Annotated in this window: 18 protein-coding genes and 2 tRNA genes; 8 read left to right on the forward strand and 12 right to left on the reverse strand. The window is 60.9% G+C overall.

Features of this window, described 5'->3' with window-relative positions; translation table 11 throughout:
* Window positions 1–121 precede the first annotated feature (121 nt).
* Together RB548_RS07400 and RB548_RS07405 are read right to left on the reverse strand one after the other, a co-directional pair.
* Window positions 122–2,095: a bifunctional 2',3'-cyclic-nucleotide 2'-phosphodiesterase/3'-nucleotidase gene (locus RB548_RS07400; RefSeq protein ID WP_331374910.1), complete on the reverse strand. Its 1,974-nt coding sequence runs from the start codon at window positions 2,093–2,095 to the stop codon at window positions 122–124.
* A gap of 183 nt (window positions 2,096–2,278) precedes the next feature.
* Entirely contained in the window at window positions 2,279–2,740 is a 462-nt protein-coding gene (locus RB548_RS07405) for an Lrp/AsnC family transcriptional regulator (protein WP_225109939.1), read from the reverse strand.
* A 156-nt stretch (window positions 2,741–2,896) separates the two neighbouring features.
* Between RB548_RS07405 and ald the strand changes: the two genes are divergently transcribed.
* The gene (gene ald, locus RB548_RS07410) at window positions 2,897–4,015 is read left to right on the forward strand and encodes an alanine dehydrogenase (RefSeq protein ID WP_331374300.1); all 1,119 of its coding nucleotides are present in this window, start codon (window positions 2,897–2,899) and stop codon (window positions 4,013–4,015) included.
* Between the two features lie 69 nt (window positions 4,016–4,084).
* Here the strand turns inward: ald and RB548_RS07415 are convergent, their stop codons facing one another.
* The 5 genes from RB548_RS07415 to RB548_RS07435 all read right to left on the reverse strand — a co-directional run bounded on the left by RB548_RS07415 (window position 4,085) and on the right by RB548_RS07435 (window position 7,971).
* Window positions 4,085–4,552, reverse strand: a complete 468-nt coding sequence (locus RB548_RS07415; RefSeq protein ID WP_331374301.1) for a DUF1203 domain-containing protein — start codon at window positions 4,550–4,552, stop codon at window positions 4,085–4,087.
* A gap of 169 nt (window positions 4,553–4,721) precedes the next feature.
* A complete protein-coding gene (locus RB548_RS07420) occupies window positions 4,722–5,285 on the reverse strand; it encodes a GNAT family N-acetyltransferase (RefSeq protein ID WP_331374302.1) in 564 nt (187 codons plus the stop codon).
* 5 nt (window positions 5,286–5,290) lie between these two features.
* Window positions 5,291–6,154, reverse strand: a complete 864-nt coding sequence (sseA, locus tag RB548_RS07425) for a 3-mercaptopyruvate sulfurtransferase (protein WP_331374303.1) — start codon at window positions 6,152–6,154, stop codon at window positions 5,291–5,293.
* 18 nt (window positions 6,155–6,172) lie between these two features.
* The gene (locus tag RB548_RS07430) at window positions 6,173–6,922 is read right to left on the reverse strand and encodes an alanyl-tRNA editing protein (protein WP_331374304.1); all 750 of its coding nucleotides are present in this window, start codon (window positions 6,920–6,922) and stop codon (window positions 6,173–6,175) included.
* 8 nt (window positions 6,923–6,930) lie between these two features.
* Window positions 6,931–7,971 (reverse strand): cysteine synthase A, encoded by a 1,041-nt coding sequence (locus RB548_RS07435; protein ID WP_331374305.1) that lies wholly within the window; start codon window positions 7,969–7,971, stop codon window positions 6,931–6,933.
* A gap of 322 nt (window positions 7,972–8,293) precedes the next feature.
* Between RB548_RS07435 and RB548_RS07440 the strand changes: the two genes are divergently transcribed.
* Window positions 8,294–9,139: an SDR family NAD(P)-dependent oxidoreductase gene (locus tag RB548_RS07440; protein ID WP_331374306.1), complete on the forward strand. Its 846-nt coding sequence runs from the start codon at window positions 8,294–8,296 to the stop codon at window positions 9,137–9,139.
* Here the strand turns inward: RB548_RS07440 and RB548_RS07445 are convergent.
* From RB548_RS07445 to RB548_RS07455, 3 genes are all read right to left on the reverse strand, one after another.
* Complete coding sequence (locus RB548_RS07445) at window positions 9,127–9,453, reverse strand: SMR family transporter (protein ID WP_331374307.1); 327 nt, start codon at window positions 9,451–9,453, stop codon at window positions 9,127–9,129. The genes RB548_RS07440 and RB548_RS07445 overlap by 13 nt on opposite strands.
* Window positions 9,450–9,806 carry an SMR family transporter gene (locus RB548_RS07450; protein ID WP_331374308.1) on the reverse strand — a complete coding sequence of 119 codons (357 nt, stop codon included), beginning with the start codon at window positions 9,804–9,806 and terminating at the stop codon, window positions 9,450–9,452. The genes RB548_RS07445 and RB548_RS07450 overlap by 4 nt, the downstream gene beginning before the upstream one ends.
* 76 nt (window positions 9,807–9,882) lie before the next feature.
* Window positions 9,883–9,957: transfer RNA gene (locus RB548_RS07455), tRNA-Asn, on the reverse strand.
* A gap of 139 nt (window positions 9,958–10,096) precedes the next feature.
* On the opposite strand from RB548_RS07455, the gene RB548_RS07460 reads away from it, so the two are divergent.
* A complete protein-coding gene (locus RB548_RS07460) occupies window positions 10,097–10,390 on the forward strand; it encodes a hypothetical protein (protein WP_331374309.1) in 294 nt (97 codons plus the stop codon).
* Between the two features lie 159 nt (window positions 10,391–10,549).
* Window positions 10,550–10,623: transfer RNA gene (locus RB548_RS07465), tRNA-Cys, on the forward strand.
* A 294-nt stretch (window positions 10,624–10,917) separates the two neighbouring features.
* On the opposite strand, the gene lexA is transcribed toward RB548_RS07465, so the two are convergent.
* Window positions 10,918–11,637, reverse strand: a complete 720-nt coding sequence (lexA, locus tag RB548_RS07470) for a transcriptional repressor LexA (RefSeq protein ID WP_331374310.1) — start codon at window positions 11,635–11,637, stop codon at window positions 10,918–10,920.
* Between the two features lie 180 nt (window positions 11,638–11,817).
* The gene (locus RB548_RS07475) at window positions 11,818–12,759 is read right to left on the reverse strand and encodes a LysR family transcriptional regulator (RefSeq protein ID WP_331374311.1); all 942 of its coding nucleotides are present in this window, start codon (window positions 12,757–12,759) and stop codon (window positions 11,818–11,820) included.
* A gap of 347 nt (window positions 12,760–13,106) precedes the next feature.
* Here RB548_RS07475 and RB548_RS07480 point away from each other — a divergent pair, with 347 nt between their 5' ends.
* From RB548_RS07480 to RB548_RS07495, 4 genes are read left to right on the forward strand one after another with little or no spacing between them, the layout of a single operon-like run.
* Window positions 13,107–13,970 (forward strand): NAD(P)-dependent oxidoreductase, encoded by an 864-nt coding sequence (locus tag RB548_RS07480; protein WP_331374312.1) that lies wholly within the window; start codon window positions 13,107–13,109, stop codon window positions 13,968–13,970.
* Between the two features lie 42 nt (window positions 13,971–14,012).
* Window positions 14,013–15,116 carry a mandelate racemase/muconate lactonizing enzyme family protein gene (locus tag RB548_RS07485; protein ID WP_331374313.1) on the forward strand — a complete coding sequence of 368 codons (1,104 nt, stop codon included), beginning with the start codon at window positions 14,013–14,015 and terminating at the stop codon, window positions 15,114–15,116.
* 16 nt (window positions 15,117–15,132) lie between these two features.
* A complete protein-coding gene (locus RB548_RS07490; protein WP_331374314.1) occupies window positions 15,133–16,335 on the forward strand; it encodes a thiolase family protein in 1,203 nt (400 codons plus the stop codon).
* A complete protein-coding gene (locus RB548_RS07495; protein WP_331374315.1) occupies window positions 16,332–16,793 on the forward strand; it encodes a Zn-ribbon domain-containing OB-fold protein in 462 nt (153 codons plus the stop codon). The genes RB548_RS07490 and RB548_RS07495 overlap by 4 nt, the downstream gene beginning before the upstream one ends.
* Window position 16,794 lies beyond the last annotated feature (1 nt).

Genomic DNA, 16,794 nt, shown 5'->3' on the forward strand with positions numbered 1-16,794 from the left:
TCCTCAACGTTTGCGTTAGCTTCCGGCCGCGGGTCGTATCCGGCGACAAGATACCGAATGCGAATACGGCGGGCCGGCTTCTCGCTATAGCGCGTGCCGGCCCACCTCCACGTTCGGTGCCTCAGAGCTTGATACGGAATCGGGCGAATCCCTCGGCGCCTTCGCCGGCGTCTTCGATCGCAACGGCCTTCACCTGTGACAGGAACTGTCTTGCCTTGGGGCTACTGTCGAATAGCACGCTCGTGTCCTTGAGCGGCACAAATCTCCAGTTCGCATCGGCCGACGGGTTGATCGTTCCCTGTTCGACGATGTAGCGGACGATGACATCGCGATTGGTGTCTGGCGCGACGAAGATCACCTTATCGGAAGCGATATCCGGGAAGTTGCCGCCACCGCCGGCCCGATAGTTGTTGGTCACCACCACGAACCTTTGCGTGGGATCGATCGCCTTGCCGTCATATTGCAGGTTCTGGATGCGCTTTGCCGCAGTGCTCACGAGATTGCCGTCCTTGTCGAACTTCGCCGGTTGTGAGAGGTCGATCTCATAGGTGACGCCGTCGATCACGTCGAAATTATAGGACGGGAAGCCCGCGTTGATCAGTTCCGCGTCGACGGATCCGGGAGCAACCTGATTGAAGATGCCGGCCGACATCTCGAGCCAGTTGGCCACTTGGTCGCCATTGATAACGACGGCCTGTACCGTGTTCGGATAGAGGTAGAGATCGGCAACGTTTTTGATGGCAATATCGCCTGCCGGCACATCGGTATAATAGTCGGCGCCGCCACGACCGCCTGCCTTGAATGGAGCCGCCGCGGACAACACCGGCAAGTCCTTGTGCTCGGTGTCCTTGAGCATGTCGCGGATGTACCAGATCTGCGCCTGGCTGACGATCTGGACCGAGGGGTCGTCGGCGACAAGGGCGAAATAGGAATAGAGCGGTGCCGAAGTCTTGCCGACCGGGGTGCGGACATAGGCAAGCGTCGCCTCGTGATCCTTCGCTGCGGCTGCCAGCACCTCCGGCTTATCGCCGACTTCGGCGATCACCTTCTTCTCTTCCCGCCGATAGATGGGGCGAGCTTCGCTCGTTGAACTGATCACCCGCCACGCGCTGCCGTCACGCTCGAGGAGCAGGTCTATCAGACCGAGATGCGAGCCCCAGAAGCCGCCCATCACACCCGGCTTGCCGGAAATCAGTCCCTTCGTATTGTCGACACCGGCGAAGCCCTCGAATTTCGGTCCGGGAAAGTCGAGGTGGCTGTGACCGGTCACGATGGCGTCGATGCCGTCGATGGCAGCCAGAGGCACCGATGCGTTCTCGAGGTTTTCGGCATAATTTTGCCGTCCCATCCCGGAGTGGGAAAGCGCGATGACGATGTCGGCGCCTTCCTCGCGCATCTGCGGCACCCAGGCTTCAGCCGTCTTCACGATGTCTCGCGCATTCGCCTTGCCCTCTAGGTTCTTCGCATCCCAGGTCATAATTTGCGGTGGAACGAACCCGATCAGGCCGATGCGAATTGTATGGTCCTGGCCGGCGCCATCCTTCACCTTGCGGTCGAGGATGACGTAGGGCTTGAGGAACAGCGCGTCCTGGCGTGCGTTCGCCGCAAGCGCGCCCTTGGTCAGGTTGGCGCAGACGATCGGAAAATTGGCCCCGTTCAGCACCTTGAACATGAAGTCCAGGCCGTAGTTGAACTCATGATTGCCGAGCGTGCCGCAATCATAGCCGAGCACGTTCATCGCGGCGATGATCGGGTGCAGATCGCCTTCCTTCATGCCGCGCTCGTAGGCGATGTAATCCCCCATGGGATTCCCCTGAAGGAAGTCGCCGTTGTCGACGAGAACGGAGTTCGTCGCTTCGGCGCGGATCGCATCGATGATGGAGGCGGTGCGGGCAAGGCCCACCGTGTCGTTCGGTTTGTCGCCGTAATAGTCGTAGGGAAAGACGTGCACGTGCAGGTCCGTCGTTTCCATGATGCGCAGGTGTGCCTGGTTCGCCGCTGCGCGCGCGGAAAAGGGATGAAGCATCGCGAGGGCAGAGGAGGCGGCGAGGCCGCCAAGCAGCGAACGGCGCGAAATGGGGGGAAGGGCAGTCATCGACGGCATCGCTGTCTCCATGTTGAAAAAACTCTCCGCGGACGCGTGGCAAGTCTGCAGCAAGTGGGAATACACTTGGAATACCGGAGACTATGGCGGAAGGCACCTGCAAGGCAAAGCGGCGGAATCTTGCCCATTCGACGCCGCCCCAGCGCGGAATGGGATTGGCGACGCTGGATACGCTCAAATGCCGACATTCGGCCGATCGATGACCTCGCGGAGCGAAAAGCTCGAATTGATCTTGACGACATGCGGCAGCGCCGACAGCCAGTCCCGGTGAATTCGCTCGTAATCCTCCAGATCCTTGGCCGCGACGCGCAGGATGTAGTCGTATTCGCCAGACATCAGATAACAGACCAGCACATTGGGGCAGAGTTTTACGGCAGCCTCGAATTCCGCAAGCGTCTTCGCGAACTGGCCCGACAGCGAGATGTGGACGATGACCATGATCTTGTAGTCGAGCGCCTTGTGGGCAATGCGGGCGTGGTAGCCGCTGATCGTGCCCGATTTTTCGAGGATGTCGACGCGTCTGGAGCAGGCAGAGGGGGAAAGGCCGACTTTCGCCGCGAGATCCGCATTGGATATCCTGCCGTTCTGCTGAAGGATGCGCAGAATCGCATGATCAATGGTGTCGAGCTCGCTCATTCGGGATTTCCTTCATCATTTTGCCTTGGCGCGCAACAATATTCGAAAACAATGCGGTGGTAGACATCTCTTTGCAAGGACATTCGCAAGACCATCTGTTTTGCTGGGCGCGTCATCAATGCGGCGCAAAGCCCACAGACAGGAGAGGAACGCTAGATGCGTGTCGGTTGCCCGAAGGAAATCAAAAACCATGAATACCGTGTAGGTCTGACGCCCGGTTCGGTACGGGAATATGTCGCCCATGGTCACGAGGTGATCGTCGAAAGCAAGGCCGGGGCAGGGATCGGGGCAGACGACGACGCTTATCGCGCCGCAGGAGCGCGGATTGTTTCGACGGCCAAGGAAGTGTTCGAAAAGTCGGACATGATCGTCAAGGTCAAAGAACCGCAGCCATCCGAATGGACCCAACTGCGAGCAGGCCAAATTCTTTACACATATTTGCATCTGGCGCCGGATCCCGAGCAAACCAAGGGACTTCTCAACTCTGGCGTTACGGCGGTCGCCTACGAAACGGTGACGGATGAACGCGGTGGACTGCCGCTGCTCGCGCCGATGTCGGAGGTCGCCGGGCGGCTTGCCATCCAGGCTGGCGCGACGTCGCTTCAGAAGGCGAATGGCGGCCGTGGTATCCTCCTTGGCGGCGTGCCGGGAGTGTTGCCCGCCAAGGTCGCCATCATCGGCGGTGGCGTTGTCGGGCTGCATGCGGCCAAGATGGCCGCCGGTCTCGGTGCGGACGTTTCGATCCTCGACCGCTCGATCCCGCGCCTGCGTCAACTCGACGATATCTTCAACGGCCGCGTTCACACCCGGTTCTCGACGATCGATGCGCTCGAGGAGGAAGTCTTTTCCGCCGATCTGGTGATCGGCGCCGTACTCATCCCGGGGGCGGCGGCCCCCAAGCTCGTCACGCGCGAAATGCTTTCCGGTATGAAAAAGGGTGCGGTCATTGTCGATGTCGCCATCGACCAGGGCGGTTGTTTCGAGACTTCACACGCGACGACGCATTCCGATCCGACTTACGAGGTGGACGGCGTCGTGCATTATTGCGTCGCGAATATGCCGGGCGCGGTGCCGGTGACCTCGGCACAGGCGTTGAACAACGCCACGCTTTACTATGGCCTGCAACTCGCCGATCGCGGCCTTAAGGCGATCGCTGAGGACCGTCACCTGCGTGCCGGTCTGAACGTGCACAAGGGCCGGGTGACGAACGGGCCTGTGGCAGAGGCGCTCGGCTATGATGCCTACGCGCCGGAGGCTGTTCTCAACGTCGCCTGACGCGATCCTTTGAAGGCCCGGCGTTCAAGCGCCGGGCCTTTGTGTGCCTCATAAGGCGCGCGCTTTTTCTCAGGCAATCTCGATACGGCACTGATAGCAATTGTATTTGGCGGAACGGACGTGCACGTAGGCGACGTCCGCCCGAGCCAGCAGTTCTTCGGCGCGCTCTGGCAGCCTATCCGCCGCAACGACGCCACCGGTTCCGTATACGATGCGATGGTCGATCCCATATCCCCGCAATAGATATTCCTTGCTGGATGCGAGAATGGGTGGCAGCGCATGTCTGTCGTGCGCGGCGCATTCGTCCGCGTGCAGGAAGATCGGTCCCGTCTCCGCGTAAGCCTGCACTGACGCAAAGGGTCGATAGGCGAGCACAAGGTAGGGCCGGCCGCGATCGACGTTGCGCAGGCAGTGCCGGCAGGGAACGCCGTCCCCGTCCGAGACGCGACGCTCAGGCGGATTGCCATAGGCATCAAGGCCGCCGTCGCGCAGTCGTTCCGCGTCACCGTCGGACATGGGGATGTAGCGTAGACTCATGGCGGTTCTCCTCGTCGAAAAGAAATCTTGAAGGAGATGGATGCGCCGTTTCGGTTCGTTTCGACACCCGAAACTTGCCTGCTGCACGTTTCCTTGACCCGGAGCCGATTCAAGGAAAAACAAGCAATTCAAAGTGCTGCAGTGTCAGGAGACGCACGCATCGTGGCCATCAGAGCTCTTTGGCCAAGGCAAGCAACTCGGCGTCACTCAACGGTTCGACGATTGCCTCCCGCGTCGCGACCGGCGAAAAACCGAACTGCTGATAGAGCTGAAGAGCGCGCGGGTGGTCGAGATTGTTCGTCGTCACCCTGACCTTGCTCGGGTTCATCGCCCAGGCCGCCAGCAACGTCTGCAGCAGGAACCATTTGCCCAGGCCGAGACCGAGCGCGTGTTCCATGAGGCCGAAATGGGTGAGTTCAATGACTTCGTTCTCGCGTTCGTGCAGTTCGAAGAAGCCTGCCGGCGCACCGTTGACGTAGAGTACGGTGACCGTCGTCGCCTTGTTGTGGAGCACATCCGCCAGTTCCTCGTCGCTCATACGCAGGCGCTCCGTCCAATGCCAGCGCTTGCCGACGCGAAGGTAAAGGAAGCGATAGTAGGCGAGCGGGATGTCCGATACACGCAATACGGCCGTGTGGATGTTGACGGGTATCGGCAGGCTTTGTTTGGGCGGTGACGTCATCTCGAGTTCGGTCACGTGCGCCGTGATCGCTGCAGGCTTCGATCCTTGCATGGCATTCACTCTCTGCCGGTCGCTACCGGCGTGTCGGGCCGCCCGCCCCATTCCGACCAGGAGCCATCATAGAGCGTATTGTCCGTGTGCCCCAGCGACTGAAGGGCAAGAGTTATGATTGCCGCGGTGACGCCGGACCCGCAAGTGGTGACGACCGGCTGTGTCAGGTCGACGCCGGCATCGCTAAAGGTCTGGCGCAAGGCGTCGAGGCTCTTGAGCTTGCCTTCTTCGGAAAAAACGCCGGATGGCAGGTTCCTGGCTCCAGGCATATGCCCCGAGCGCATGCCTGCTCTCGGCTCCGGCTCCTCGCCGGTGAAGCGGCCTGCGCCGCGCGCATCGGCAATCTGCAGGAGCCGCTTTTCTACGACCTCCTTCATGCGCTCGAAGGAGGTGACGGCAGCCGCATCGAACGTAGCGTTGAAAACGCGTGGCGTCGGGGTAGGGATTTCCGTGGTCGCCGGCCGCCCCTCCATCTTCCAACCATCCATCCCGCCATCGAGAACGAAGACGTTCCTTGCGCCCATGATCCGGAACATCCACCAAACACGCGGCGCGGTGAAGATGCCTGGCCCGTCGTAAACGACGATCGTATCGTCGTCGCCGATGCCCATGGCGCCAACGGCCTGGGCGAAGGCTTGCGGTGAGGGGAGGGTATGCGGCAGACCGCTTGATTGATCGGCGATGGCGTCCTGGTCGAAGAATATAGCACCGGGGATGTGCGCGGCCGCGTATTCCGACTTCGGATCCCGGTTCTGCGCCGGCAGGTACCAGGCGGCGTCGAGGATCTTCACCGACGGATCGGCAAGGCGCTGCTGGAGCCAGTCCGCAGAGACGACGAAAGCACTCTTGTTCTCGTTCTTGTTATCCATTGTCGTCACTCCACAGACTCAAACAGCCGGACAATCTTCCGGCGTTCCGAAGCGTATCCGAAAACGCCGATTCTCCTTACCCTTCTTTTCTATCTTGGCGATGTGAATCGCGCCTACTTCCTGGGTCTCGGAAACGTGTGTGCCACCGCAGGGTTGGCTGTCGACGGCGGAGTCTTTTCCGATGCAGACGAGGCTCACCCTGCCAAGACCCATCGGCGGGCGGACATTCTTCGATTTGACGATGCCCGGGTTGGCGGCGAGTTCCTCGTCGGTGATCCATTGCACGTAAACGGGGTGGTTCTCTTCGACGAGTTTGATGAGCGCTGCCGTCACCTGGTCCTTGTCGATCGTTTCGCTCATGTCGAAATCGACGCGGCTTTCGTCCTCGCCAACAGCCGCCCCGGTGATCGGGAAGGGGCAAACGACGGAAAGCAGGTGGCAGGCGGTGTGCATGCGCATCAATCGGTACCGGCGCGGCCAGTCGATGTGGAGGACGAGCTTTTCGCCGATCGCCGGCGAAGGCTGACCTTCCGCCGGGACGTGTATGATGACGTCCTTGGTGGCGCCGTGCCGGGTGCCTGCGATCGCGATTCGGCCTCCGTCACCACGCTCGAGAAAGCCGGTATCCCCCGGCTGCCCGCCGGAGGTGGCGTAGAAGCATGTCTGATCAAGCTCGATTCCGCCATCATCGAGAATTCCGGTCACGCTTGCCTCGCAGGTCGAGAGGTAGAAGTCTTCTCGGAAGAGGGCGGTAACGGTCTTGGTCATCGCGAATGTTATCCGACGGGTTCGTATGGCACGGTGATGTTCGAAGTGGTCTTGAGCCAGCTTGGCACCGGCAGGCCCTTGGAGGTCAGAAAGTCCGGGTTGAAGAGTTTCGACTGGTAGCGGTTACCATAGTCGCAGAGAATCGTCACGATCGTGTGGCCGGGGCCCAGGTCCTTGGCGATCCGTACCGCGCCGGCAATGTTGATGCCGGTTGAGCCCCCGACGCAGATCCCTTCCTTTTCGATCAGGTCGAAAACGTAGGGCACGGCTTCCGAATCGGGAATCTGGTACGCGAAGTCCGGCGTGAAACCTTCAAGGTTGGCGGTGATGCGGCCCTGCCCGATCCCCTCGGTGATCGAGCTTCCGTTCGCCTTGAGCTCGCCATGTGCATAGTAGTTGTAAAGTGCGGCCCCTTCCGGATCGGCAATACCGATCTTGACAGCAGGATTCTTGGCCCGCAACCCTTGAGCCACGCCGGCGAGCGTGCCTCCAGAGCCTACCGCGCAGATGAAACCGTCGACCTTGCCGTCTGTGTCGCGCCAGATTTCCGGCGCTGTCGTTTCCACATGCGCGTCGCGGTTTGCGACGTTGTCGAACTGGTTTGCCCAGATCGCGCCGTTCGGTTCTGTCTTGGCAAGTTCGGCGGCCAGTCGGCCCGAAACCTTCACGTAGTTGTTGGGATTTTTGTACGGCACCGCGGGAACTTCGACTAGCTCGGCACCCATGAGGCGCAACGCGTCCTTTTTCTCCTGAGTCTGCGTTTCGGGAATGACGATGACCGTACGGTATCCGAGCGCGTTGCCTACGACCGCGAGACCGATTCCGGTATTGCCGGCAGTGCCTTCGACGATGACGCCGCCGGGTTTCAACTGCCCGGATTTTTCCGCCTGCCGGATGATCCACAAGGCTGCGCGGTCCTTCACCGATTGCCCCGGATTGAGAAATTCCGCTTTGCCCAGGATGGTGCAGCCGGTGGCTTCGGAAACGGCTTGGAGCCGGATCAACGGCGTGTTGCCGATCGCTTCGAGCACGGACGGAAGAACGGTCATTCTGAAAACCTCACGCTGGACGGAACGGACGCCGGGTCCGAACCCAGCATAATCCCTGATGAACGGCGATCCGATAAACATTTGGTTTACAGGCAAGATCGCCGAAATATTGGCGTGTTTTCGGCTCAGCCTGTGTACGAGGCAAGAAATAGCGTTTCGCAGCTTACCTGTCCCGGGCAAAATTCGTCTCGGTCGTCAAAAGATCGGTCGAAAGAGAAAAATGTGGGCAGGCGTTGCCGTCGGAGAGGTATTGAGCCCGGGCCGGGGGAGACAGCCACGGGTCTTGGAAGGCAAAGCCCTTCCCGATGGACGCGAGGACAAAATGACGACTGCATTCACAGCCCGACCCGAGCATGGACTGGTGTGGATAACGGGGGCGAGTTCGGGCATCGGCCGCGCCGTGGCCCTCAGGCTGGTGGAGGAAGGCTACTCGGTGGTCGTCACGGCGCGCAGCCACGAGAGGCTGGTGGCACTTCAGCATGAGGCGTCGGGCCCGGGTAGGATTGTCGTTCTCGATGGGGACGTCGCCGATCCGCGTGATATGGAACGTTTGCTGGCAGCCGTCGAATACGACCACGGGCGGGTGGCTCTGGCCGTGCTCAATGCGGGGGTGGCGATTCCGGTGCGTGGCGATGATCTTGGTCGGGAAGCCTTCGATAAGAGCTTCGCCGTCAATCTTCATGGTGTGGTCAATTGCCTCGTGCCCGTTGTGGAGCACATGAAGGCGAACGGGCATGGCCAGATCGCCGTCGTCTCGTCAGTGGCGGGATACTGCGGCCTACCGATGAGCGCCGCTTACGGAGCGACCAAGGCGGCGCTCATCAATATGGCGGAGAGCTTGAGGTTCGACCTCGATCGTATCGGCATCCGCGTGCAGTTGATCTGTCCGGGCTTTGTCGATACGGCCGCTTCGGCGAGAGGCAGGTTCCCGCGACCGGCGATGGTGAGCGTGGACGAGGCGGCGGAGCGCATATGCCTCGGCTTGAAATCCGGGCGCTTCGAGATCACCTTCCCGAAACGCTTTGTCTATGCCGTTAAGCTGCTGCGGTTCCTGCCTTATGGCGCCTACTTTGCGCTTCTCAACTGGCTCGTGCCGGGGCGTGCACCCGCCACCGCCGCAAAGAAAGAGCGCTCCGGTTCAAAAGGCAGGCCGCGTCAGGCGGTGTGAAGCACCAGAACCGCACCAAAGACCAGCGACAGGCCGACCCAGCCGACTGGCCTTAGCTTTTGGCCGAAGAAAAGGCGCCCGCAGATCGCGGTGCCGAAAATGCCGGTGGCGCCAAGTACCGCATAGGCCATGGCGAGTTCCATACCCTTAATCGCTTTCGCGAGCAGTGCGAAGGCGGCCAACACCAGGAGAATCGAAAGCGCGCCCCAGCCGCGCCGGGCAAAGCCGTTCGACTTCGTGGAGGCCAGATTCGCTGCGACGTCGAGAATGCCGGCCATAACCGCGAAAGCGAAATAGAAGCCATCGGCGCTCATCGGGCGGCTTCTCCCGCCGCTTCCTCTTGCTCGACCTCACCGGCGTTGACGAGCAGTATGCCTGCAACGGCCATCGACAGGCCCAGCATCTCGCGGCCGCTGAGTGCATGGCCGAAGACGAACACGGAGACGATCGTGATGAGGGCCACACCGGACCCTTCCCAGATGGCATAGGCGACGCCGACGGAGATCGTCTTCACGGCCTTGGCAAGGAACACGTATGAGAGTGCAATCGATGCGTACATGATCGCATGCCCGGCATAGGAGCCGGAGGCGGAAGCAGCTTTCATCGCCGTGAGGCCGGCGACCTCTGTCGTGATCGCGAGAACCAGGAAAAGCCATGCAACACGCATGAGGAACCTTCAGAGACTATGCCGACAAACGAAAAAAGAGCCACTCGGGCCTTTGCCGCGAATGGCTCTTTGAAACTGGCTCCCCGGGCCGGATTCGAACCGGCGACCTATCGATTAACAGTCGAGTGCTCTACCGCTGAGCTACCAGGGATCATCTGCGCCGCAGAAGTGAGGCTGCTAATACAAATGCTTTTTCGATTTGCCAAGCGGTTTTTCAAAAAAAATGACAACGTCCGTTGCGCGGCTGTGGAGAAGGCCCCAATTCTGGGGAGGAGCATGAAAGAGGAATAATGACGAACGGCAGGAAAGAACGACATTTCGGCATCGACCCGCAGACCCACGAGCTCGTCCTCGGCAAATGGCGTATGAACTTGCCCGACTCACCGGTGCTGCGAATTCTTGTTGGGACGCTCCTTGTGGTGGGCGGCGTATTGGGCTTCCTGCCGGTGTTAGGCTTCTGGATGATTCCTCTGGGGCTGCTCGTGCTTTCTCACGACATACCGGCCATCCGCCGTCGTCGCCGCAAGCTGGCGGTCTGGTGGGCGCGCTGGCGCGGCCAGCAAAATTCTTCCGACAAATCCTGAAAGGCACATGCGGCCGCGGGGTGCCAAGCGCGCATTAGCGGAGCGCTGGGGGGAACGTGGATGACCTGGCGCCGTCCCACCTTTTTCGAACCACTCCCCTTGCACTCCTCATAGATTCGTTCTAAACGCCGGCCATCGCTTGATCGATCGAGCGTGAGAGGCCTCGTGGCGGAGTGGTGACGCAGAGGACTGCAAATCCTTGTACCCCGGTTCAATTCCGGGCGAGGCCTCCAAAGCTTTTACTTCAAGAAAATCAACGATGAATGTGTAGCCGGACGCTGTGTGAGTGTTTGGCTTACGGCAAAACCGTTTGGCCCGCGCAAACGCGATTCGCGGCGATCAGTGCCATCATTAACGGATTGGCCCTCTGCAAGGCGGTAGAGCAGGGCCTTTGGTTTTGGCCACCCGAGTTGCAGTGTGATTTTCTCCAGCGCCGCGCGTCTGCTCAGGTGCGGAAAGGGCGCTGTAGCAATTTGAATCACTGCCGCAAGTCGCATTGCTGAGCCCGACTCACCAGCCCGTCTCAACTAGTGATAGCGGCGAATAAGGCCGACGAGCTTGCCTTGGATCTTGACGCGGTCCGGTCCGAATATCCGCGTTTCATAGGCCGGGTTGGCCGCTTCGAGCGCGATGGATGCGCCCTTTCTGCGGAACCGCTTGAGCGTTACCTCCTCATCGTCGACAAGCGCAACGATGATGTCGCCGGGATTGGCCGTGTTCGTGTTCCGAATGATCACGGTATCGCCGTCGAAGATACCCGCCTCGATCATCGAGTCGCCCTTGATCTCGAGCGCGTAGTGTTCGCCGTTGCCGATCATCTCGGCCGGGATGGAAATGTCATGAGTGTTGTTCTGGATCGCGGAAATCGGGACGCCGGCCGCGATCCGCCCCATGACCGGCACGGAAACCGATGCAGTATCGCTCGGTGGCGCCGATTTCGTCGTGGCGGCAGGCGCGGCAGGTGGCTTGCCCAGGCTGCCTTCGATCACGCTTGGCGAGAAGCCACGCCGTGGCTGCGGGCTCGTGGTGTAGGCCTCGGGCAGCTTGATGACTTCGAGCGCGCGCGCCCGGTTGGGAAGACGGCGAATGAAGCCACGCTCTTCAAGCGCGGTGATCAACCGGTGGATGCCCGACTTGGAGGCGAGGTCCAATGCGTCTTTCATCTCGTCGAAGGACGGCGGCACCCCGGATTCCTTCATTCGCTCGTGAATGAACAGAAGCAATTCCTGTTGCTTGCGGGTTAGCATGGCGCGTCACTCCAGAGTCGCGAAACAAATCAAGAACAGACACTATCTGTTCCATATGTGTTCCGCAAGTACCTAAAATTCCGTGAATTTCCCTGGCCGTTGCGAAATCCTCCGGCAAAGCGGGCGGTTGCTCCGCCGACGCCTCGCCGTGAACCACGTAAAGGGCGGGCTACGCCGGTTTCACATCTCCGTCAGCTTGGTGAGAGCTCCGGAGTTTGCGCGTGTTGCGGCTGTGATCTCCTGGATCAGGGCCTGGCTCGCCACCGGAATCGAGACGTCCGATCGGAAGATCAGTCCCACCTTCTGCGGCGGCACGAACTCGTGGATGTCGAGCTGAGCGGATATGTCGATCTCGACCAATGAACCTGTCTCGAGCTCGATGCGTACGGCGTCCTGGCGCACAAGGCCGATGAACTCGCTCTTCTGGAGAATGTTCTTGACGAACATCGGGGAGCCGCTGCGCAAAACCGATCTCTTGAATTCCATGCCTACAAGCTTGCGCAGCGCGCCTTCGAGATCGCGGTTGCCGGTCAATACCACCCAAGGATACTGCGCCAGTTCGTTGAGTTCGATCTGATGACCGTCAAGCATCGGGTGACCGGCGCGGACGACGAGGATCATGGAATCGAGATAGAGTTCGCTCTGTTCGACATCGGGTGGAAGGTCCTCCGGCTCGAAGAGGGTCGCGATCAGGAAATCGAGATCCCCCAGCAGCAATGGGCGGATCAGGTCGCTGCGGGTGCCATTGGCAATGTTGATGGTGAGGCGCCGCTCGTCGGTCACAAGTCTGAGGATCGCGAATGCCAGCGTGCGGCTGTCCGGGCCAAGCGGAGCGCCGACGTTGATCTCGCCTGATCCAAGTGTGCGGATCGCTTTGATATCGCTCTCCATCTTGCGCATCTCCGCCGCAATGCGCCGGGCATGATCGAAGACCGCCTCGCCGAAAGACGTAAGCGTGATGCCGCGCGGCCCGCGATCGAGCAGCGGCACTCCAAAAGCATATTCGAGCATCTGGATGCTTTTCGAAAGCGCCGGCTGGGAAAGATTGAGGCGTTGCGCAGCCTTGTTCAGGCTCCCCAGTTCAGCGACTGCAAGGAATCGATTGACCGAACGCAGATCCATATTTCACCTCCCCGAGAAACTGGATTTGACGATAATCAGTTCTAACTTTTGGTTTGAACGATATCAAATCATTCTTCTTGATTTTAGAACTTCCGGCCCGCAGACTTCGATCATTCCCGGCGGCTACCAACGATTTGCGCACGGGAAGGCCGAAGCGAGAAGTCCTTCAGGACGGGGTTGTACGAAGCCGTGAGGAGACGGCGTCGCACAACCGAAGCGACGGTCGAGGAGGAGCATTTCCGGACAGTCCGGATTCAATCATCGCCTGATCATGGTCGGCCTTCAGGGAGCGCGCCGCGCGTCCCAACGGTTTCGGCTGGCTTTTTTCAAGGCACGGGGAGGATTGCATGTCAGTAAGAGTTGGATTCGTGGGCGTCGGCGCAATGGGATTGGCCATGGCATCACACGCGCTGAAGGCGGGATTCGCAGTAGCGGCCTACGACCTCGACGCGGAATGTCTCGCCAAGGCGTCGGCCGCGGGTATCACGGCTGCGAAAGACCTCGCTGATCTTGCCACGATGGCCGACGTCTTCATCGCCGTCGTCGCGACCGATGACCAGTCGCGCGCCGTGACCAGGGAACTGGCGCTCCACGTCAAGAAGAGCTCGGTCATTGCGATCGCCGCCACCAACAATCCGGGCACGATGCGCGAACTCGGAGAGTATTGCGACAGCTATGGCGTAAACTTCATCGACGCGCCGGTTGTCTACGGCCTGGAGGGCGCGCGCGAGGGGACGCTGCTTTCGCTTTGCGGTGGCCGGGAGGACGCCGTCGAAATGGCGCGTCCGGTGCTGATGAGCTACAGCCGCGATGTTCTGCACGTCGGCGATCTCGGCTCCGGACAGCTCGCCAAGGCCTGCAATAATCTGCTGCACTGGATCCATTGTGTCGGCAACTACGAAGCGCTGCTCCTTGCCAAGCGCTACGGCGTCGATGCGCAGCGCATGCGCGAGATTCTGCTGAAGAGCCCCGGCTACAACAATACCTTGGAGCGCTGGGACGGAACCCGCTTCACCTGGCACGAGAAAGACATGGACGTCGTTCTCGACCTTGCGCAGGCGGGCGGGCTGGTGCTGCCGCTGAGCGGCCAGACAGACCAGCTCATCAAGTTGCTGTCGCCAGCCGATGTGCGCGACCTGCTCTACGGTCCCGAGGCTCACTATCTCGGCCGCCGCGTCGTTCCGTTCAACAGCGAGGCCCGAACCGCCTGAGAATTCTGCTCTGCCGACGTTTTGCGCAACGGGAGCTGAATCATGGAAATTGTCGCATTCGATATCGAGCCGGTGGTCCTGAAGAAGGACGATCCGGAATGGAAATTCGCGCTTGGCGCCAATCCGAACACGGAAGGCGTGATCCTGCGCATCGCAACGGCAGATGCCGAGGGGTTCGGCTATGCCTCGGCCACTGCCCATATGGGCTCGATCAAGTCCACGCTCGTTGCCGAACTCGGTCATTTCCGTCCCCTGGTGCTCGGCAGGCACGCTGACGAGATCGGCGCCATCATGCAGGGGCTCGACCGCAGGCTCCGTGGAGCTCCGCAGGCCAAGGCCGCTGTCGACTGCGCGCTCCACGACCTTCTGGCACGGACGCTGAATGTCCCGCTGACGACGCTGCTAGGCGGTAAACTGCGCAGCGAGGTGCCGATCCTGCGCATTCTTGCCATCAAGTCACCGGATGAGATGGCCGCTCAGGCGAGGCGCCTTGTCGACCAGGGATACCGTTACCTGAAGATCAAGGTGCACGGCCATGTCGACGAGGATGTCGCGCGGGTCGTGGCTATCCGTGCCGAGGTCGGCCCGCACGTGCACCTGACGATCGATGCCAACCAGTCATATTCGCCGAAAGATGCGGTAACCGCGATCCTCAAGATGGCGGATCATGGCATCGAGCTCGTCGAGCAGCCGGTGCCAGCCGAGGATCGCGAAGGCTTGTCGCTCGTGACGAGGATGGTCCCGATCGCCGTCGAGGCCGACGAGGCGGCAGGCTCTCTCGCAGAAGTCTACGACCTGGCAAAACACCGGCGCGTGGATGCGATCAGCCTGAAGATCCCGAAGCTCGGCGGGATCCGCAATACGCTCACGGCGGCTGCGCTCTGTGAAGAGGCGGGCATCCAGTACCGGATGGGTGCCGCTGTCGGCAGCCGGCTGCTCTCCTCCTTCGCCATTCACCTCGCCTGCGCACTTCCGGGAGCCGAATACGCCTGCGAGCTCGGCGAGTTCGAGCGGCTGCTCGGCGATCCCTTTGGCGGCCTGTCCGTCGACGGCGGAATGCTCCGACTACCGTCCGGCCCTGGAACCGGAGTGCAAAAGGCCGATGCCGGGGACAGGGCGACCGAGAATTACGAAGCTTCACGATGACGAAAGGATGACCGAGGTGGGAAAGCATGCATCTTCCGGAAAATACGCGATCGTTGGCCTCGGCGTTGTCGCCGGGCCGCAGCCGGACCGATCGGAACGAATGATCGCGGCAGAGGCGGCGAGGCTTGCGATCGCCGATGCGGGCCTGACAAGGGCCGATATCGGTGGCGCGATCGATCTTAGACGTACGGGCGGCGGCGGTGATCGCGCCAGTTATTCGGACGCCTTTACGCGTGTTCTCGGCATCAAGAACAATTTCTATTTCACCTGTGGGCGCGGCGGCGCGCTGGCCGGCCTCGGCATGGCTGCCACCATGTCCTATCTCGATAGAGGCATCGCGGACTACGTCGTGCTGATGGGTGCCGTGACGGACTGGTCGCAGTCGCAGGAGACCCGCAAGAAGGGGTTTCGCGGCATGGCGCATGCCGAAAAGCGTGGCTACTGGGGCAAGCCGCTCGGTGACTCCCGCGCCGTCAGCCACCATAGTTGGATGGCGGCTCGCCACATGGCCGTCTACGGCACGACGAGCGCCCAACTCGGCGCCATTTCCGTCGCCGAACGGCAATGGGCCTGCATGAATCCGGAAGCCAAGATGTATGGCCGGCCGATCACTGTCGAGGACCATCAGAACTCCCCGCTGGTCGCCGAGCCCTATCACCTGCTCGACATGAGCCAGGTATCCGATGGCGGGATCGCCTTTATCCTCACGACGGCGGACCGCGCCAAGGATTGCGCCAAGCCGCCGGTCTATGTGCTCGGCCAGGGATTTGGAGAAGTCTCCGCCGACTTGTGGTGGGAGAAGAAGAATTTCACCCACATGGCCGTCGAGCCAGCCAAGAAGCAGGCGTTCGGTCAGGCCGACATTACGCTTGACGATGTCGACTGTGCCCAGCTCTACGACTGCTTCACGGCAGAGGTCCTGTTCCAACTCGAGGACTACGGCTGGTGCAAGAAAGGCGAGGGGGGTGCCTTCGTCGCTGACGGCAACATGGCGCCCGGTGGCTCGATCCCGGTCAACACCGGCGGCGGCCTGCTCTCCTGCTACCACCTCGGCGATCTGACCGGACTGGCCGAGTCCGTCCGGCAGCTTCGCGGCGAAGCCGGCGAACGCCAGATCGAGGATTGCGACATCGTTCTCACCACCGGCCATGGCGGCGAACTCGTCTCTCCCGGCATGTGCTCCATCCACACCTGCACGCTGCTCGGGAGGCACGCATGAACATCAATCCGCAATCCTACACGGTCGACCTCGACTGGAAGAAGCCCTATCCTAGCATCGACCATGACAATGAAGCTTTCTGGGACGGGCTCAAAGAGCACAAGCTGCTCGTCTGGAAATGCAAGCAATGCGGCGCGGTCTACTGGCCGAAGGCCTATTGCCAGAACCACGACAACGAGCCCTTTGCCGCGAATTGCGAATGGACGGAGGCGTCCGGGCGCGGAAAGATCTTCGCCTTCAACATCCATCACTGGGCCTTCCATCCGGGGTTCAAGGAAGAGGTGCCCTACGTCTATGCGCTGATCGAGCTCGACGAAGGGCCGTTGATCAGCTCCCAGCTCGTCGGCGGTGACCTGCCGACCGACATCCACACAGTCGGGCAGACGGTCGAGATCGTCTACGAGGACCATCCCGCTCAGGGCTTCACGCTCCCCAAGTTCCGTGTCGTGAGGGAATGAG

It is taken from the genome of Sinorhizobium chiapasense, from assembly GCF_036488675.1.
Lineage (GTDB): Bacteria > Pseudomonadota > Alphaproteobacteria > Rhizobiales > Rhizobiaceae > Sinorhizobium > Sinorhizobium chiapasense.

Bases quoted from the DNA above. Each gene is read 5' to 3' on its own strand.
- RB548_RS07435 (WP_331374305.1), bottom strand. From the start codon at position 7,971: ATGACCGTTCTTCCGTCCGTGCTCGAAGCGATCGGCAACACGCCGTTG.
- RB548_RS07450 (WP_331374308.1), bottom strand. From the start codon at position 9,806: ATGCGTGTTGCATGGCTTTTCCTGGTTCTCGCGATCACGACAGAGGTC.
- RB548_RS07440 (WP_331374306.1), top strand. From the start codon at position 8,294: ATGACGACTGCATTCACAGCCCGACCCGAGCATGGACTGGTGTGGATA.
- RB548_RS07460 (WP_331374309.1), top strand. From the start codon at position 10,097: ATGACGAACGGCAGGAAAGAACGACATTTCGGCATCGACCCGCAGACC.
- lexA (WP_331374310.1), bottom strand. From the start codon at position 11,637: ATGCTAACCCGCAAGCAACAGGAATTGCTTCTGTTCATTCACGAGCGA.
- RB548_RS07420 (WP_331374302.1), bottom strand. From the start codon at position 5,285: ATGCAAGGATCGAAGCCTGCAGCGATCACGGCGCACGTGACCGAACTC.
- RB548_RS07430 (WP_331374304.1), bottom strand. From the start codon at position 6,922: ATGACCAAGACCGTTACCGCCCTCTTCCGAGAAGACTTCTACCTCTCG.
- RB548_RS07495 (WP_331374315.1), top strand. From the start codon at position 16,332: ATGAACATCAATCCGCAATCCTACACGGTCGACCTCGACTGGAAGAAG.
- RB548_RS07475 (WP_331374311.1), bottom strand. From the start codon at position 12,759: ATGGATCTGCGTTCGGTCAATCGATTCCTTGCAGTCGCTGAACTGGGG.
- RB548_RS07400 (WP_331374910.1), bottom strand. From the start codon at position 2,095: ATGACTGCCCTTCCCCCCATTTCGCGCCGTTCGCTGCTTGGCGGCCTC.
- RB548_RS07445 (WP_331374307.1), bottom strand. From the start codon at position 9,453: ATGAGCGCCGATGGCTTCTATTTCGCTTTCGCGGTTATGGCCGGCATT.
- ald (WP_331374300.1), top strand. From the start codon at position 2,897: ATGCGTGTCGGTTGCCCGAAGGAAATCAAAAACCATGAATACCGTGTA.
- sseA (WP_331374303.1), bottom strand. From the start codon at position 6,154: ATGGATAACAAGAACGAGAACAAGAGTGCTTTCGTCGTCTCTGCGGAC.
- RB548_RS07485 (WP_331374313.1), top strand. From the start codon at position 14,013: ATGGAAATTGTCGCATTCGATATCGAGCCGGTGGTCCTGAAGAAGGAC.
- RB548_RS07405 (WP_225109939.1), bottom strand. From the start codon at position 2,740: ATGAGCGAGCTCGACACCATTGATCATGCGATTCTGCGCATCCTTCAG.
- RB548_RS07415 (WP_331374301.1), bottom strand. From the start codon at position 4,552: ATGAGTCTACGCTACATCCCCATGTCCGACGGTGACGCGGAACGACTG.
- RB548_RS07480 (WP_331374312.1), top strand. From the start codon at position 13,107: ATGTCAGTAAGAGTTGGATTCGTGGGCGTCGGCGCAATGGGATTGGCC.